At 71.4% G+C, this 15,780-nt stretch carries 19 protein-coding genes and 2 pseudogenes; 10 read left to right on the top strand and 11 right to left on the bottom strand.

The annotated features are described in order from the left end of the window. The first annotated feature begins 52 nt into the window (after positions 1 to 52). Together ACGFZQ_RS39085 and ACGFZQ_RS39080 are read left to right on the top strand one after the other, a co-directional pair. The gene (locus ACGFZQ_RS39085; protein WP_351747845.1) at positions 53 to 214 is read left to right on the top strand and encodes a hydrophobic protein; all 162 of its coding nucleotides are present in this window, start codon (positions 53 to 55) and stop codon (positions 212 to 214) included. Positions 215 to 405: 191 nt separating this feature from the next. Continuing rightward, positions 406 to 777, top strand: a complete 372-nt coding sequence (locus ACGFZQ_RS39080) for a PRC-barrel domain containing protein (protein ID WP_351747843.1) — start codon at positions 406 to 408, stop codon at positions 775 to 777. Positions 778 to 1,176: 399 nt separating this feature from the next. Here the strand turns inward: ACGFZQ_RS39080 and ACGFZQ_RS39075 are convergent, their stop codons facing one another. After that, complete coding sequence (locus ACGFZQ_RS39075; RefSeq protein ID WP_393844394.1) at positions 1,177 to 1,665, bottom strand: flavin reductase family protein; 489 nt, start codon at positions 1,663 to 1,665, stop codon at positions 1,177 to 1,179. Between the two features lie 261 nt (positions 1,666 to 1,926). Here ACGFZQ_RS39075 and ACGFZQ_RS39070 point away from each other — a divergent pair, with 261 nt between their 5' ends. From ACGFZQ_RS39070 to ACGFZQ_RS39055, 4 genes and pseudogenes are all read left to right on the top strand, one after another. Next, positions 1,927 to 2,607 (top strand): HemK2/MTQ2 family protein methyltransferase, encoded by a 681-nt coding sequence (locus ACGFZQ_RS39070; protein WP_393844440.1) that lies wholly within the window; start codon positions 1,927 to 1,929, stop codon positions 2,605 to 2,607. Next, on the top strand, positions 2,588 to 2,800 hold the full coding sequence (locus ACGFZQ_RS39065) for a CDGSH iron-sulfur domain-containing protein (protein WP_393844393.1): 213 nt from the start codon (positions 2,588 to 2,590) through the stop codon (positions 2,798 to 2,800). Before ACGFZQ_RS39070 ends, ACGFZQ_RS39065 begins: the two co-directional genes overlap by 20 nt. After that, positions 2,797 to 3,399 (top strand): annotated as a pseudogene (locus ACGFZQ_RS39060) (iron-containing redox enzyme family protein); the annotation flags it as partial. The gene ACGFZQ_RS39065 and the pseudogene ACGFZQ_RS39060, both read left to right, overlap by 4 nt. Before the next feature lie 384 nt (positions 3,400 to 3,783). Beyond that, complete coding sequence (locus tag ACGFZQ_RS39055; protein WP_393844392.1) at positions 3,784 to 4,794, top strand: AI-2E family transporter; 1,011 nt, start codon at positions 3,784 to 3,786, stop codon at positions 4,792 to 4,794. Positions 4,795 to 5,023: 229 nt separating this feature from the next. On the opposite strand, the gene ACGFZQ_RS39050 is transcribed toward ACGFZQ_RS39055, so the two are convergent. From ACGFZQ_RS39050 to ACGFZQ_RS39035, 4 genes are all read right to left on the bottom strand, one after another. Continuing rightward, on the bottom strand, positions 5,024 to 5,695 hold the full coding sequence (locus ACGFZQ_RS39050; RefSeq protein WP_393844391.1) for an HAD family hydrolase: 672 nt from the start codon (positions 5,693 to 5,695) through the stop codon (positions 5,024 to 5,026). An 18-nt stretch (positions 5,696 to 5,713) separates the two neighbouring features. Then, positions 5,714 to 6,679 carry an LLM class F420-dependent oxidoreductase gene (locus ACGFZQ_RS39045; protein WP_393844390.1) on the bottom strand — a complete coding sequence of 322 codons (966 nt, stop codon included), beginning with the start codon at positions 6,677 to 6,679 and terminating at the stop codon, positions 5,714 to 5,716. Positions 6,680 to 6,731: 52 nt separating this feature from the next. Beyond that, on the bottom strand, positions 6,732 to 6,944 hold the full coding sequence (locus ACGFZQ_RS39040; RefSeq protein ID WP_393844389.1) for a hypothetical protein: 213 nt from the start codon (positions 6,942 to 6,944) through the stop codon (positions 6,732 to 6,734). Between the two features lie 61 nt (positions 6,945 to 7,005). After that, positions 7,006 to 7,227, bottom strand: coding sequence for a DUF6480 family protein (locus ACGFZQ_RS39035; protein WP_393844388.1), 222 nt, complete (start codon positions 7,225 to 7,227; stop codon positions 7,006 to 7,008). Positions 7,228 to 7,701: 474 nt separating this feature from the next. Between ACGFZQ_RS39035 and ACGFZQ_RS39030 the strand changes: the two genes are divergently transcribed. From ACGFZQ_RS39030 to ACGFZQ_RS39015, 4 genes and pseudogenes are all read left to right on the top strand, one after another. Continuing rightward, a complete protein-coding gene (locus ACGFZQ_RS39030) occupies positions 7,702 to 8,622 on the top strand; it encodes a Rieske 2Fe-2S domain-containing protein (RefSeq protein ID WP_393844387.1) in 921 nt (306 codons plus the stop codon). A gap of 144 nt (positions 8,623 to 8,766) precedes the next feature. After that, on the top strand, positions 8,767 to 8,955 hold the full coding sequence (locus ACGFZQ_RS39025; protein ID WP_351742764.1) for a DUF6381 family protein: 189 nt from the start codon (positions 8,767 to 8,769) through the stop codon (positions 8,953 to 8,955). Positions 8,956 to 9,255: 300 nt separating this feature from the next. Then, positions 9,256 to 9,669: pseudogene (locus tag ACGFZQ_RS39020) on the top strand (hypothetical protein); the annotation flags it as partial. Between the two features lie 172 nt (positions 9,670 to 9,841). After that, a complete protein-coding gene (locus tag ACGFZQ_RS39015; protein ID WP_393844386.1) occupies positions 9,842 to 10,798 on the top strand; it encodes a PP2C family protein-serine/threonine phosphatase in 957 nt (318 codons plus the stop codon). Here the strand turns inward: ACGFZQ_RS39015 and ACGFZQ_RS39010 are convergent. The 6 genes from ACGFZQ_RS39010 to ACGFZQ_RS38985 form a co-directional block, all read right to left on the bottom strand. Further along, positions 10,777 to 11,469 (bottom strand): glycosyltransferase family 2 protein, encoded by a 693-nt coding sequence (locus tag ACGFZQ_RS39010; protein ID WP_393844385.1) that lies wholly within the window; start codon positions 11,467 to 11,469, stop codon positions 10,777 to 10,779. The two genes, ACGFZQ_RS39015 and ACGFZQ_RS39010, sit on opposite strands and share 22 nt — an antisense overlap. 14 nt (positions 11,470 to 11,483) lie before the next feature. Then, on the bottom strand, positions 11,484 to 13,058 hold the full coding sequence (locus ACGFZQ_RS39005; RefSeq protein ID WP_393844384.1) for an ATP-binding protein: 1,575 nt from the start codon (positions 13,056 to 13,058) through the stop codon (positions 11,484 to 11,486). A 146-nt stretch (positions 13,059 to 13,204) separates the two neighbouring features. Next, a complete protein-coding gene (locus tag ACGFZQ_RS39000; protein WP_393844383.1) occupies positions 13,205 to 13,438 on the bottom strand; it encodes a hypothetical protein in 234 nt (77 codons plus the stop codon). A 1-nt stretch (position 13,439) separates the two neighbouring features. Continuing rightward, entirely contained in the window at positions 13,440 to 14,249 is an 810-nt protein-coding gene (locus ACGFZQ_RS38995; RefSeq protein ID WP_393844382.1) for a hypothetical protein, read from the bottom strand. A gap of 116 nt (positions 14,250 to 14,365) precedes the next feature. Continuing rightward, a complete protein-coding gene (locus tag ACGFZQ_RS38990; RefSeq protein WP_393844381.1) occupies positions 14,366 to 15,154 on the bottom strand; it encodes a hypothetical protein in 789 nt (262 codons plus the stop codon). Then, entirely contained in the window at positions 15,151 to 15,765 is a 615-nt protein-coding gene (locus ACGFZQ_RS38985; RefSeq protein ID WP_393844380.1) for a hypothetical protein, read from the bottom strand. The genes ACGFZQ_RS38990 and ACGFZQ_RS38985 overlap by 4 nt, the downstream gene beginning before the upstream one ends. Positions 15,766 to 15,780: the final 15 nt, after the last annotated feature.

Raw genomic sequence — 15,780 nt, 5'->3', positions numbered from 1 at the left:
CAGGCGTGGAGGAGCGACTGGTGGGCACACGGCGCTTCGGAGGTTGACAATTATGGTTCCCCTGCTTCTCGTTCTTCTACTGGCCCTGATTCTTTTCGGTGCGGGTTTCGCACTGAAAATTCTGTGGTGGGTCGCGATCGCCGTGCTGGTCCTGTGGCTCGTCGGGTTCGTCGCCCGTCCGAAGGGTGGGAGTGGCCGCTGGTATCGCTGGTAGTTGACCGGCGAAAGTATTTCCCGTGCAGGCCGGAGAGAATTATGGATTCCGGCTTGAATGCGGGGCGTGTAACCCCGGATGCGGGGCACTCGCAATCAAGGCGGTCGAAGAAACCGCTGTGTAAGACGTACGGAAAAGGAGGATCGGCGGGAACCCCTGCCGTCCTCCGTTACCGGAGGAGTTGTTTTCGCGTGACTGAGAACGTGTGGAGTTACAAGTCGACCGCGGGTCGCCTGGCGGACGCCGACCTCACTGGATACAAGGTCGAGGCAACGGACGGCAGTATCGGCAAGGTCGACAAGCACTCCGACGAGGTCGGTGACGCCTACCTGGTGGTCGACACCGGTGTGTGGATCTTCGGCAAGGAGGTCCTGCTCCCGGCGAGCACGGTCGTGAGCATCGACCCGGGCGAGAAGAAGGTCTTCGTCGGCCTGGCCAAGCAACAGATCAAGGACGCCCCGGAGTTCGACCGCGAGAAGCACCTCGGCGACCCGGGTTACCACGACGAGCTGGGCACCTACTACGGCGCGGGAGGCGCCCCGTACGGCGGCCCGCAGGTCTGATCCGACGCCTGCTCTGAGCACCACGGCCCCGGGACTCCATGACGAGTCCCGGGGCTCTCGCGTGCCCGGGGTGCAAGTTCAGGCGATGCGTGGGGATCGGGAACGGAGACCACTCACATCTCCCACAGCCGCCGCCGTCGCTCAGGCTCTCCACGCGACCGGCCTGTCAGGACCGGGCCGCGTCGAGGACCATAGACCTGCCCGGTCCGAAGTGTCAGGGGACGTCGGTGAACTTGAACCTGTCGGCGTGGTCGCCAGTCCCGCCGTCGAAGGCCGGACCGACTGGTCCTGGCGGAGTGGTCGGACTGGCCGGGGACCGCAGCCGCGTCTGTGACCTGATCGTCGGCAGGTGCCCGCCGGCTGATCTCGTTCCGTGCCGCCCGGTTCCGCTCGGCTGGCTCAGTCCGCCGGGTGGCCTGGGGTGACGTCATGGGTGTCGTTCAGCGTCAGTAGCGGGGTTCTGTTGCCCGTGGGGTTGTCCGCCGCCTCCGGAGCCAGCAGGAAACCGACGTGGTCACCGCCGTCGATCCGGCTCTCCACGCGGCCGACGAACCAGGCGGGGGCCTCATCGAGGATCAGCGTTCCGCCCGGTCCTGGATGCCACGGGACGTGGCTGAACTTGTCGGTGCGGTCGCCGGTCTCGCCGCCGAAGAGCCGGGCCAGCCGGTTCTGGTCGCGGCGCAGGAGATGGACCGCGAGGCGTTCGGCACGCTCGGCGACCCGGCACGTCCGGTTGGCTTTGGACAGCCAGACCATGAACCGGGCGGGTTGAATGGAGCACTGCGAGGCGAATCCGACCAGGCAACCGGCTCTTTCCCGGCCGGCCTCCGCGGTCACGACGTACATCGGATAGTCGAGCAGGTCGGTGAAGGGATCAAGATCGGTCACGCTGCTTGGCTCCAGCCTCAAGAGATCGGATATCGGTTCACTCCGCGCCCTGTCGGTGTGAGGCTACGGCGCCCGGATGATCGTAGAGGTGACCGTTGTGCCGTGTGAGGTCCGTTTCACCGGGCACTCGGAGCACTGACGCATTGGCCGGGTGTGCCCTGCGAGGCTCGCCCGTGAGGCGCCCCCTCGCATGGAGCCACCCGACGGGTGCGTCCGGTGAGACGCTCGGGGCGCGAGCTGCGAGGTACAGACGTGATCGACATGACGACCCGGAACGACGACGGAACCGGCTCGGTGCTGGCCCCGTGGCGGGTGTACGCCCCCCAGCACGACACCCAGCTGCTGGCCCAGGCCCTGGACCGGGAGCACCTGCCCGCGGGAGCCGCCGTCCTGGACATGGGCACCGGCGCCGGAGCTCTCGCCCTGGCCGCGGCCCGGCGGGGCGCCCGCGTCACCGCCGTCGACAGGACCTACCGGGCGGTCCTGGCCACCCGGTTCAACGCCCGGCTCGCCCGCCTGCCCGTCGAAGTCCTCCACGGAGACCTGTTCGGCCCGGTCACCGGCCGCCGGTTCGACCTCGTCGTGAGCAACCCGCCCTACGTCCCGGCACCCGGGCCCGTCCCCCGCCGACATCGTGCCGCGGTGGCGTGGGACGCGGGTGTGGACGGACGCCTCCTGCTGGACCGGATCTGCCGCCGCGCGCACACCTCGCTGCGCCCCGGCGGTGTACTGCTGCTCGTGCACTCCGCCCTGTGCGGCATCGCACCGACCCTGGCCTGCCTGGAACGGTCAGGACTCCAAGCCCGGGTGACCGACCGACGTCTCGTGCCCTTCGGCCCCGTGCTCCGCTCGCGCGGGGCGTGGCTGCGCGAGCAGGGGCTCCTCGACGCCGGCGAGGACAAGGAAGAGCTGGTGATCATCCGTGCCGAACGAGCCCGCTGAACCATCACGCCGCGTCACCCTGACGAGCGACGGACCGATCCTCGTCGAAGGACCGGTCGAGGTCGTGCTCGACGACGGAAGGACCGTGTGCTCGGACCGTTTCACCGTCGCGCTCTGCGTCTGCCGGCGCAGCCGGGCCTATCCCTGGTGCGACACCAGCCACCGCGCCCGGGAGAAAAGGCGGAGCGCATGACCACCACTGCGACGACCGCCCACGGCCAAGCCACCGGCGCCGCGCTGCCACGCAGCAGGGGCGAGCTCTCCCGCACGGTCCGCCAGGCCCTGACCCGGCCCGCCGGGACGCCGTTGCCGCAGCGGGTGACCGCGGTGCACGCGGACCCCTACGGGAACGATCTGCAACTGGCCCTCTACCTCTGCTACGAACTCCACTACCGCGGCTTCGCCGGCGTCGACCCCGGGTGGGAGTGGGAACCCGGCCTGCTGCGTCTGCGGGCGGAGATGGAACACCGCTTCCTGTCCGCGCTCCGCGCCGACGCCGGATCGCCGCGCACGGCCGAGGAAGCCCTCGCGGACCTCCTCGTGGAACCGGTCGACGCCGACGGGCCCTCCTCGTTCCTGAAGGAGCGAGGAGAGTTGTGGCAGTTCCGCGAGTACGCGGCCCAACGCTCCCTCTACCACCTCAAGGAAGCCGATCCGCACGCCTGGGTCATCCCGCGACTTACGGGACGCGCGAAGGCCGCGATGGCCGCCGTGGAGTACGACGAGTTCGGCGCCGGACGACCCGAGCGCATCCACGCCCGGCTGTTCGCCGACCTGATGACCGACCTCGGCCGTACCTCACTGCGCACACCGCTGTGACAGCGCGCATGCGGTACGAGCACGATGCCGGGGTACTCGGGAGCCCGGGCAGCGACCGGTCTCGGACGAACCGCCCGGGGTGACGGACAGAGGCGAGACCTGCTGTCCGGCCCACGTACGGCGAGAGGCGCGGAGGCCCTGCGGGCCCCTGCCCGTTCGAGGCAGTCGAGGAGAGGCATCGCGATGTCCGCGCAGTCCGAGTCCGGGTCCGGGTCCACTCGGGAGGAGCACGGCGCTGTGGAAGGGCCGGGCTCGCATGTCTTAGACCCCGGCCCGGCGGATGGCGCCCGGACATCCTGGACGGCGCCCCAGCAGCCGCCGCATCTGTATGCGCGCGGTGGGCGTAGGCGGTCATGGGTGACCGTGGGGTTCGCCCTGGGCCTGGGCGCAAGCCTGGCATGGCTCGCCGTCCAGACCGTCATGCGGGTCAGTTCCATGCTGACCTTGCTGCTGCTGGCGGTGTTCATCGCGATCAGTCTGGAACCGCTCGTCGTCTGGTTCACGCGCCGAGGGCTGCGGCGCGGCTGGGCCGTAGCGATCGTCCTGACGGGGTTCGTCGTCATGCTCGGCGGGTTCCTGGCGCTGGTCATTCCGCCGGTGTCCAAGGAGATCTCCGCGCTGGTGGACGCGGTGCCCGGCTGGTTGGAGCAGCTCCACGACCACCAGTCCACGATCGGCCGCCTGGAGGACCGCTTCCACCCGGTCGAGAAGGCCAAGGAACAGATCGGTTCAGGAGGCGGAGCGTCCGGCCTGGCAGGAGGCGTCCTGGGCGCGGGCCAAATGGTCCTGAGCACCGTCACGTCCACGGCGATCGTGATCACAGTGACCCTGGACTGCATGGCGGCGCTGCCGACCATCAAAGACTTCTGCTACCGCTTCGTGGCGGTCAGCCGCCGTGAGCGCGTCGAGGGCGTGGCCGAAGAGATCATGAACCGGATAGGCAAGTTCATGCTCGGCAACCTCGTCACCTCGGGGATCGCCGGCGTGGCGACCTTCGGCTGGTGCGCGGCCACCGGTGTCCCGTACGCCGCCGCACTGGGCATCTTCACGGCCCTGATGGACCTGATCCCGATCGTCGGCTCCACTCTCGCCGGCATCATCGTCAGTCTCGTCGCGCTGTCCGTGTCCCTGCCCATCGCGCTCGCGACGGCGGTCTTCTACGTCGTCTTCCGTGTCGCCGAGGACTACCTCATCGTGCCGAGGGCCATGAAGTTCGCCGTGGACGTCCACCCGTTGGTCACCGTCCTCGCGGTACTGGTCGGCGGGGCGCTCCTCGGCATCATCGGCGCCCTCGTCGCCATCCCGGCGGCCGTCGCCGTCGGACTGGTCCTCGACGAGTACCTCTTCCCCAAGAAGGAACGGCAGTGACGGCGTGTTTCCCGATGGAGGCCCTCCGCCTCTCCCGTCCTCCCGGACGGGTGGACCCGGTGCGGGTCCGGGAAGCCGAGGCACCGTGTCTGTCGTGCGTACGACGATCTGCTACCAGTGCAATCGCCGGGCGACCATCGTCCCGGAGGGTGGGGCCGACCGGCTCGCCCTCGGGCAGAGAGGATCGCCGGGCCGCCCTCCTGGTGGAGGGGTTCGCTCCGGCCGTCGGTCACTCCATGTCGGCGAAGGCGCTGGAGTCCAGGTGTCCGAGGAGGTCGGCGGGGTCCCGGTACACCGCCTGGGCACCGGCGGTCTCCAGGTCCGCACGCGGGATCCCGCCGGACAGCACTGCCACGGGCGTCACTCCGTCCCGATCGGCGGCCTTCATGTCCCAGACGGTGTCGCCCACGAAGACGGCCCGTTCGCTCGGCACCCCGGCCAACTCTCTGGCCTGTTGGACAGGGTCGGGGGCGGGTTTGCCGTCGGCGACGTCGTCCGCGCTCGCCGCCCCGAGGATGACGTCGTCCGCGTCGATGGCACGCCGTAGTGCGGACAGTTCCGCGCCGCTCGCCGACGTCGCCAGGACGATTTCCCACCCCCGTCCGGCAAGTGCGCGCAGCAGATCGCCCGCCGCGTCCAACGCCGGCAGCCGCTCGAAGTACGTGGCGTAGAGGGCGTGGTGGGCCGCGGAGAGTTGCTCGTCCTCATCGGGATCGCGGCCGTCGCCGAGCAGATGGTCCAGCAGGTCGCCGCCGCTGAGGCCCACGGCCCGGTGGATGTCACGCATGGGGACGTGGTGGCCCGACTGCCGGAAAGCCTCCCACCAGGTGACAACATGCAGGTGGTTGGTATCGACGAGCGTTCCGTCGACGTCGAAGATCGCGGCGCGGCTCGTGGTCATCTGGGTCTCCTCGCCCTCTCACAGGTCACGGAGGGCAGGCAGCAGCTTGTGCTCGGCCCATTCCAGGAAAGGCTCCTGGTGCTCGCCGCCGATCTGCACGAGGGCCACCTCGGTGAACCCCGCGTCGGTGTAGGGGCGCACGGCCTCGACGACCGCCTGCACGTCGTCGCCGCAGGGAATGGACTCGGCCACGTCCTCGGGCCGTACGAACTGGGTGGCACCCGCGAACGCGGCGGGTCCCGGCAGCTCCGAGTTGACCGGCCAGCCGCCGCCGAACCAGCGGAACTGGTCGTGGGCGCGGGCGATCGCCGCGTCGCGGTCGGTGTCGTAGCAGATCGGCAACTGGCCGACCCTGGGCTTGCCCGTGCCGCCGTACCGGTCGAACGCGGAGATCAGTTCCGGCCTGGGTTCGGTGGCGATCACGAGGTCGGCGAGACGGCCGGCGAGTTCGCAGGAGCTGTCGCCGGAGACGGCGACACCGATCGGCAGGGGTGTGTCGGGCAGGTCCCACAGTTTCGCGTTCTCCACGTCGAAGTGGGCACCGTGGTGGTTGACGTTCTCCCCCGCCAAGAGCGAGCGGATGATCCCCACGGCCTCCTCCAGCATCGCCAGCCGGACGTGCGCGGCGGGCCAACCGCCCCCCACCACATGCTCGTTGAGGTTCTCCCCGGAGCCGAGTCCCAGGCGGAACCGCCCCTGGGAGAGAAGTTGCATCGTGGCGGCCTTCTGCGCGACGACGGCCGGGTGATAACGGGTCGTCGGGCACGTCACATACGTCATCAGAGGAATGCGTTCGGTGGCCTGCGCGGCGGCACCCAGCACGCTCCACGCGTAGGAGGCGTGGCCCTGGGACTCCAGCCAGGGGAAGTAGTGGTCGGACGTGACCGAGAAGTCGAAACCGGCGCGCTCCGCGCCGACGACATGCCCCACCAGCTCCCGCGGACCGGCCTGCTCGGTCATCATCGTGTACCCGATCTGCACCATCGCGCTCATCTCCTCGTGGGTCGGGGTCGTGCGAGAACGGTCTTCCGTCCCGTCACCGCTTCGTCGTGAGCCGCAGGTCCATCTCCTGCTCCTGGTCGCCCGACGCCGCGCCACGCTCGTCCACGGCGAACGCGACACCCAAGGCTGCACGGAACTGATCCACGGCGACGTAGCCGCCCTGCAACGTGGCGGAGACCGAGCCCACCAGACGGATCGGATCGGTCGGGATCCACTCCTGCGTCGGCTCGAACTCCGGGCTCCACACAACGGAGTGGCCGCCCGGGCACAGTGGCCACTCTCGTCGGCGCTCTCGTCACTCAGGGTGGTTATCCGATCAGAGCCACCACCATCGCGATGAGGCCGATCGCCACCAGCAGTACCACCCCCATGATCAGAACGAGCGGTATGGCCGCCCATCCTTTCCGCGACTCGGGCGGCTCCGGATGAGAGATGCCGGAAATGCTCCCCTCTGCGGGCGGAGTTTCACCAGGTGACGTCCCGCCGCCTGGTGCGAGTCCCGGGGTTCGGCCCGGCTCAGGAGTCGTCATCGCACGGGCTCCTCTCGATTCTCGATCGGCTGCGGCCCGCCGGCCTCGGTTCGCATGGTCGGCGTTTTCGCAGTCAGCTGGGTACTCCCACGTTTCCCGCACGCATGCGGCTAAACGGCAGGCTGCCTGCCCGGCGCGGCCTGTGAGCGTCACCTGCGACCGCTGGGGGCCGAGCCGGGCCGAAGGAGTTGGTGAGAGAGCCGCAGGCGCGACCCGGTGACGTCATGCAGTTCGACACCCCGCCGACAGAGCCGTGGGCCGCAGTCTTGGCGGCACGAACAAGCCAGTCCACGTCACGGAGCACTCCGCGGGTCACCACTCGAAGCCGGGGCAGGCGGCCGGCCGGCACCTCCTACGGTCGGCGACGACCTCCTCCAGCCACTCGATCATCGCGCCGAAGACCAGATCACGAGGCGCTCTCGGCTCGGCGGAGGCCGGCTGATTACGGCACCGTGAAGCGGCTACTCGGAGCGCATGAGACTCAGCACTCTCCCCCACCGCCTTCCCCCGACGGCCGGACGGCTCCTGCCCGATGCAGGGGGCCCCGGCCATGTCCTGAAAGCGGCCGACCGCTTGGAACGCTTCTCCGGCGCCGACAAGTTGCTCGAGCTCACGCAGCGGATGGTGCAGGCGGTGCCACTCGGCCGGGCCAGAGACGGACTGCACGGGCGGTGGCTGGGTCACCCGGTACACCCGCTGCTGGTCCAGATACCCCTCGGCAGCTGGCTCTCGGCTGCGGTGCTCGACGCAGTGCCCGGCCATCGACGCGCGGCGCGCATCCTGATCGCCACCGGCCTGCTCGCCGCAGCCCCGGCCGCGGCGTCAGGCTGGGTGGACTGGGCGGAGCTGAACCGTCGGCAGATGCGCGTCGGCATCGTCCATGCCGGAGCGAACCTCACCGGTGTCGCCCTGTATGTCACATCCATGACCGCTCGTCTGCGCGGGCACGAAATCTCCGGCAGGATGTACGGCTGGGCGGGGCTCGGTGTCGTCGGTATCGGTGGCGCGCTCGGCGGCCACCTCGCCTACCGCCTGGCAGCGGGCGCCAACCACGCCGAAGCCGTCCCGCAGCTGGTGGAGCCAGGCTGGCACTACGTCGCCGACCTGTCCGACCTTCCGCTGGGCCGGCCGACGCGCCGTGACCTCGACGGCGTGGCCGTGGTCGCCGTCCGCCGGCCGGACGACAGGGTGCACGTGCTGGCCGAACACTGCAGCCACCTCGCGGGCCCCCTCTCGGAAGGCACTCTGGAAGACGGCTGCCTGCGCTGCCCCTGGCACGGCAGCACCTTCCGGCTGACCGACGGCTGGAACGTCACCGGCCCGGCCACCGCGCCCCAGCCCGCCTTCGACACCCGCATAACCGACGGCCGGGTGGAAGCACGGCTGCGCACCTGAAACCGCCCCGACGGGCAGCGCCCCCGCCGACACTGCCATCGGCAGCGCAGCCCACTGGGGACCGCGCTCCGTTCGGTGGCGAGTGCACTCTGCTGCTGATTGGCTTGGAAAGACGCCGCACTCCCCCCAATCCGAGGTTTGATCATGAACATCGAGAACCAGCCGAGCAAGCGGGCCCAGCAGATGCGTGCCAAAGCCGAAGAGCTGGAGCAGGCGGCTCAGCACGCCACCGATCCCGCCGAACGCCGGCGACTGACGGACAAGGCCATACGTATTCGGGAAAAGAGCGAACAGGAAAACGGCAGGGGCAGCGGAACCATGGACCCCATGTAGACACCCTGCGGACGATCCGAGGGGTCAGGCGCAGGTGACAGCCGCACACCGACTGGTACTAGCCCCGCGCTGAGCGCAACCGGGCCGCCATTCGCTCGTACCGCTCGCCCGGAGGCGTGCACCTGCCCATGGTGACTCCGGCCGAGCCGAGATACGGATCCGAGCCGACCCTGTTGCGCAAGGTGATGACGGAGGCCGCGGCCGCGGCCTGCCCGTTGACGAACTCCGTCTGCGCGCGCCAAGTACCGAAACTGCGGCTTCCACAACGAGAACGGTCACGGCGCCCGCCGTTGCCCTACGATGCCATTGAGAACGGCCTCGGGCAGTGGTACCGGAGGGCAGATGGCGGAGCAGATCCGGAAGCCCGGAACGGAGACGGGCCCGGACGCCGCACAGCAGCAGGCGGTGCGACTGGCCGGTCTTTCGTCCGCCCCCGATGCCGACATGGACCGGTTCAGCCGGCTGGTGACACGACTGCTCCGCGTGCCCGTGGCCCTCGTATCACTCATGGAGCGGGACAGTGTGATCCTGCCCGGCATGACGGGTCTGCCCGAACCCCGGGCGGGCAATCGCGCGCTGCCCTCGCATGCGCTGTGCCGGTACGTGGTGTCCTCCGGGCAGCCCCTGATCGTGCCGGACGCCCGCGCCGACGACGGGCTGCGCACCGACCCGGCGATCACGGCCCTCGGGGTGGTCTCGTACGCCGGCATGCCGCTGACCGACAGCGACGGGCTCGTCCTGGGATCCCTGTGCGCCATCGACCATCGACCACAGGCCCCGGACCTGGACCGACGGGGAACAGCGCGACCTGGCCGACCTCACCGCGGCCTGCTCCGCCGAGCTGCGCCTGCGGATCCTGTCGGCACAGCGCCGGTCCACGCAGAAGGTGCTGGAGACCGCGCGGGCCACCGCCGAGCAGGCCCGGAGCGACGCGGAGCGTCTGGAGCACGAGGCCCAGGCAGGCCTCGACCATGCCGAGCTGCTGCTGAGGGCCTCGGAGGAGCTGGCTCAGACCTCCGGCCTCGAGGACGTGCGTCGGCGGCTGCGGGATCTGTTCAGCGGCGTCGGCAAGCCCGCGTACGTGGGACTGCTGGTCGCCGAGAAGGTCGCCGACAAGCAAGAACTGCGCCGGATCCCCCACCCGGACATCGTGTACGCGATGGAACAGGAGGTCCCCCTCCTGCCCACGGACGCGGCCTTTCCGGGCGCCCGGGCCTTCCGTGAACGCCGCACGGTGTTCGTACCCGACCGTCAGGCGCTCGTCGCCGACCACAGCCCCGAGGCGGTCGCCGTCTTCGACCGCATGGGCTTCAGCACAGTGCTGTGCCTGCCGCTCTGGGGCAGCCGCGCCCTGCTCGGAGTCCTCACCATCTGCTGGACCAAACCGCACCAGGTGAGCATCACCGAGCGCGCCACGCTCACCGCCGCGTCCGGCTACATCGCGCAGGCGGTGGAGCGCGCCCTCTACCTGGACGAGCGGATCTCGGTCGCCCGGCAGCTACAGGAAGCCATGCTCACCGATCTCCCCCTGGCCGACCATGTCGAGACCAGCGCCCTGTACCAACCGTCCGCGAACGGCAACATGATCGGCGGAGACTGGTACGACGCCTATCACCTGCCGTCCGCGCCGTCCGGCCAACCGGCCTCCCTCATGATCACGGTGGGCGACATCACCGGCCACGACATGCACGCCGCAACCGTGATGGGCCAGGTCCGCAGCATGCTGAGACAGAGCTGGGCGGACATCCCGTACGCGAAGGCGGCGAAGTTCGGGTACAGCGCGGCCGACGTCGACGCCATACGGGCACGCGGCCCGGCCGCTCAGGTCCGCGGGGCGCGGTAGAAGTCGAGGTCCGGTCCGAGCAGCGCCCGGACCTCGGTCATCGTCGCAGGCGAGGCATTGACGTTGCGGCTCGACTTCGCGACCGTGTTGGCCGGGTGCACCAGGGCCACGAGAGCGTCGCCGGGTGTGGTCCGGGTGGGGGTCCGGTTGATCAGGCGGCGGACGAACACCGCGTCCTCCGCGACGGCCTGGTCCGGGAAGGGGGAGCGGACCCAGAGGTCGCGGCGGAAGCAGAGGCTCTGGCCCGCGAGCCAGCGGGGCAGCCGGGACGGCCAGGTGAAGCGCCAGGCCGCGTCGGCGGCGGGGTCGTAGTAGAGCACGCTCGTCATGCCGCACAGGTCGGCCCGTCCCGACGTCAGCTGCCGCACCTGCCGGCTCAGCCGGTCGGGGGCCTGCCAGTCGTCGTCGTCCCAGTGCGCGATGACGCTGCCCGTGGCCGCCTCGCAGGCGAGATTGCGCGCGGCGCCCACCGTGACGCGCCGGGTGAGCCGGTGGTAGCGGACGCTCGGCAGCCCCGGCACCAGGTCCTCGACGGGATCCGTTCCGTCGTCGACGATCACGAGTTCTTTGCGGGGGTGGTCCTGGCGCAGGAAGTAGGCGATCGCACGGGGTACGAACCGCCGCCGGTCGTGCGTCGGCATGATGCAGGTCACGAGCGGGAGAGTGTTCACACTCGGGAGCGTGCTCATGCGCGGTCCGGGACGTGGTTCGGGAGCGGGCAGGAGGCCCCCGTACGGCGGTACTCCCGCCGTACCGCCGCGATGAGGTCCTCGTCGCCGACGGGCGTACCGCTCTCCAGGCCGCGGAGGACCGCGTGCAGCGCAGCGTTGCGGATCTGGCCGCCGGTCAGGTCGCACCGGCGGGCGGTGTCGGCCAGCACCTCGGGGCTGACCCGGTGGTCGTCGGGCAGGTGGGCGGACCACAGCCGGCGGCGCAGACCGGCGTCGGGCGGCACGAAGTCGACGGTCACGTCCATCCGGCGCAGGAAGGCCGGATCGATGCGGTTGCCCGCGTTCGTGGTGACCACGACGATGCCCTCGAAGGTCTCCAGCCGTTGCAGCAGGAAGTTGGTCTCCAGGTTCGCGTACCGGTCGTTGGCGTTCGCGACGTCGGTGCGCCGGGTCATCAGCGCGTCCCCCTCGTCGAGCAGCAGCATGACGTCCAACTCCTCCGCACGGCCCAGGAGTCGGTCGAGGTTGCGTTCGGTCTCCCCGATGTACTTGTTGACGACCGCGGCGAGGTCCACCCGGAACACGTCAAGACCGAGCGTCGCGGCGAGGTACCGCGCCGCCAGGGTCTTGCCGGTGCCGCTCGGCCCGCCGAACAGGGCGCGTACGCCGCGGTTGAGCCCACCGCGGCCGCCCCCGGTGGCCGTCGTCAGGCGCTCCCGGTGGCGGCACCGCATGGCCAGGGTGCGCAGTTCAGCCGCGGCGGCGGGCGTGAGCACCGGCGGGTCACCGACCGGCAACGGATCCAGCGGCCGGGCCAGCACCTCCAGGCTCTGCCGGTCGAGCGTCCGGGTCGCGGCGGCGACATCGGCCGGCGTGACCGCCGTACGGCCCGCCGTACGCGCTCCCGCGACGGCCAGCGGAGCCGCCCGGTGGATGCTGCCCGGGGTCAGCAGGAACCGGTCCACGATGGTGTCGAGGTCGGCCGCGCCGCCCGTCACCCCCAGGGCGTTCCAGAGTCCGCGGCGGTCCGCGGGGCCGCATGCGCCGAGGGTCACGGTCAGCGCCGGGTCCACGGCCTCACCGGTCACCCCGCCGGTGCGGCCGATCACGACGCCTAGCGGCTGGTCGACGCCGGGCGGCCGGGGCAACGTCAGGGTCTCGCCCGGCCCGAGTGCGCACCGGACGACGGGGAACACGTCGCCGATCGAGGCGAGGGCGCCGAACAGCCGCCAGGCGTCGTCGCCGGGCTGCCCCTCGTACACCAGCAGATCCCGGTCCAGCGCGGCGGCCAGCGAGCCGAGCAGGGTGGTCCGGCCGGAGCCCGCCATCCCCCGGACGACCAACGCGCCGACGGATCCGTCCCGCAGCAGCGCGGGCAGCCTCGGGACCACCGCGGCGGCGTCGGCGGAGAGCACGACCGCTTCCGGCGGCGGAAACTCCGCCCGCGGCCGGTGGGTCAGTCCGGCCGGCAGCGCGTCGGGGCCGATCCGGCCGGTCCGCAGCAGATCCCACACCGGCACCGGCACCCGCACCACCCACTCCGAGCGCGGGTCGGCCGGATTGTCGACCTCCAGCAACCCGCGGCGCACGAGGCTCTGCACCCGGCCGGTGAGGCCGTACGCGGTGTGGGAGGTGTCGGCGAGCAGCCAGCCGAGCAGGCCGACGCAGGGACGGCGCGACGGAAGGGGAGCCTGGAGATGAGCGAAGAGCGCGCCGAACCGGACGTCTTCCTCGATCAGCCGGCCGCCATGAGGAGCAGCCTGTCGGGCGCGTCGAGTCGGTGCGGCGACGGCGGCTGTACGTCCGCTGTCGTGAGGGCGTCGGCGTGCGCCGCGGCGCGGTACTCGTCGAGCCACGGCGGGTTCGCCAGGGGGTCGGACGCCGTGTGCGGCGCCTCGGCCAGCCTGCGCAGGATCCGGTCGAGCAGGTCACGGCCGGAAAGGTCGGTCGTCGCGGTGATGGTCGGCATCTCAGTTCCCGTCGTCGAAGCCGTCGAAGCCGTCGAAGTCGAAACCGTCATGGCCGTCGTGGTCGAAATCCTCGTAGTGGAAGGCGATGGTCCGGCCGAGGGCCGGGACCCAGCCCGGATCCTGGTCCAGGCCGCTGGACCGGGCGGCGAGGTCGATCTGGTGCAGGCCGAGGACCACGTCGACATGGGTCCGGCCGAGCACGAGGGCTCCGGGCCGTGCGAACACCTCCGGGGTGAGGCGGTGCCGGTCCAGGAGGTCCCGCAGCCGGTCGGTGAGCCCGTCGAGCCGCAGCGGTGTGGGGGCGGGCGGGTTCCGGCCGTCGAGTTCGGCAAGGATCCGCCAGATCGGGTCCCGGTCTCCGGTTTCGGGTGCGGTGGCGGAGGCGTCGGGCAGCAGCCAGGCGCCGAGCGCTTCTAGGGTCGCCCAGCCGGACACGGGCCCGGCGCCCGGCTCGTGGGCGTCGGCTCGCGGCAGGTCCAGCCAGGTCATGAGGTTGACCGCGTAGAAGAGGGTGGCGAAGCGGCTCTCGACGACGGTGCCCCCTCGGGCGGCCTCCGTTCCGATCGCCTGGGGTGGGCGGGGAGTCCCGGCCGGGTACGAGTCCGACGGGTCATCGGCGGGCACCTCCACCGGTCGCCGCGCGGTGCCGGTCGTGGGACGGGTGCCGGTCGGTTCCGGGCGGCGTACGGCATGGGCCGCCGACCGGGGGCTCGGCGGCCGGTCGGATGCGGTGGGCCCGAAGTCGGCCGGTGTGTCCGCCCGTTGACGGCCGCCGGGACTCGTCGAGGGGGCTCCGGCCGGGTCCGGCATGGCGTGCGCGTACGGCTCGGCGGGGTCCGGGGACGCCGGGTCCGCGGGCCGCAGCAGGTCGTCGACCTCCCTGGCGAGGCGGCCGTCGCGGGCGGCCCACGGCGTGGCCGCGAGCGTCAGTCCGAGGGCCAGCAGCGCCCGTCCGGCGGGCCGGAGCGCGGCGCCGGCTGCGACCGGTACGGCGCGAGAGCGGACAGCCGCTCCGGTGCGGGGGCGAGCAGCCGCTCCGCCGCGTTCACCGTCCCGGCCGAGACCGCCCCCGCCCCGGTCGACACCGGCCCCACCCCGACCTCGGCCCCGGCCGACTCCGCCGTGGCTTCGATTCGCTCCCCTGTAGCCCCAGTTCGCGCCTCGGGCGCGTGATATGCCGTCAGGACCGCGCCGATCACGGCCCGCGCCTGGGCGTCCGACAACAGGCCCATCGCGCGTACGGCGTCCCCGTGGCCGCTCGGGAAACCCGGGGAACGCCGAGCCAGTCGGGCCAGCGTCGCGGGTACCCAGGCCGGCCGGTCCAGCCAGATCCGGGCCAGTGTCGTTCCGGTGCCCGCCGAGCGAACCCCCCTGCGGACCTCCGCCGGCCAGTACCAGCGGTCCGCGGCGCGGCCCGCGACCAGATCGGCCGTCAGGCAGGTCATGGCCTCGACCTCGTCGCTGAACACCACCGCCGTGCAGTCGGGCGGCGTCGGGCCGAGCGCGGGCCGGGCCGCGCTGCCGCGCAGGGCGGCGACCCGGTCCCGTACCGTGCGGGGCTGTGCGGCGGGCACGCTCAGCCGCCGGATCACCAGCACGGACCGGTCCGGCACCGACGGAGCGAGGTCGAGCGCGCGGACGGCGGCGTACGCGTCGGGCGTGCCGTGCCGGGGCCGGTGCAGGCGCATCCTGGCGATGCGTACGGCGTCGCTCACGCGGCGCTGCCCTTCGGCGTCTCCGCGGCCTCGGGGGCCTTGGTGACCGTCCCGCCGTAGCTCTGCTGCCAGGACAGGTCGGTCATGAACACCACGTAGGTCGGGATGGTTTCGGGGGCGTCGAGGTTCTCCCGGATCCAGTAGAACATCAGCCGGATTCCCCGCTCGTCGGAGTTGAACGAGGTGAGTTCCGGCGGCAGTTGCCAGGACTGGCGCAGCGCGAAGTCGGCCACCGACCAGTCGACGACCCCGCCGAAGTTCGCCGCACCGGCGAAGAAGGTCCACGGGTCGAACAAGGACCCGGTGAATGCGGCCGACGGCTTCCGGCCCGCCGACGCGGCCGAGGCGGCGCCCTTGCTCGCGGCGATGGTCCCGTTCTGGAAGGCGGCGGGCAGGAACCCCACCGGGGGCAGCAGCCCGAAGTGCTGCGTGGCCTCCGTGTAGCGGGCGTTCCCGCCGGCGGCGATCAGGTCGATCTGCTCCTGGAACTGCAGGAACCGCGCCTGGCCGTCGGCGTCGCGCCGGTCGGCCACCGTTGCCGACCAGGCCGAGGGGACCGGATCGGGGGTGGTGATCCGGCGCCGGGCCGACCAGTTGTCGAGGTCGGCCACGCGCCGGCCGTCCCA

The sequence above is a fragment of the Streptomyces sp. NPDC048254 genome (assembly GCF_043201895.1).
Taxonomy (GTDB): Bacteria; Actinomycetota; Actinomycetes; order Streptomycetales; family Streptomycetaceae; genus Streptomyces.
Note: the sequence above shows the minus strand (reverse complement) of the source record. Positions and strands in the feature narration are given on the sequence as shown.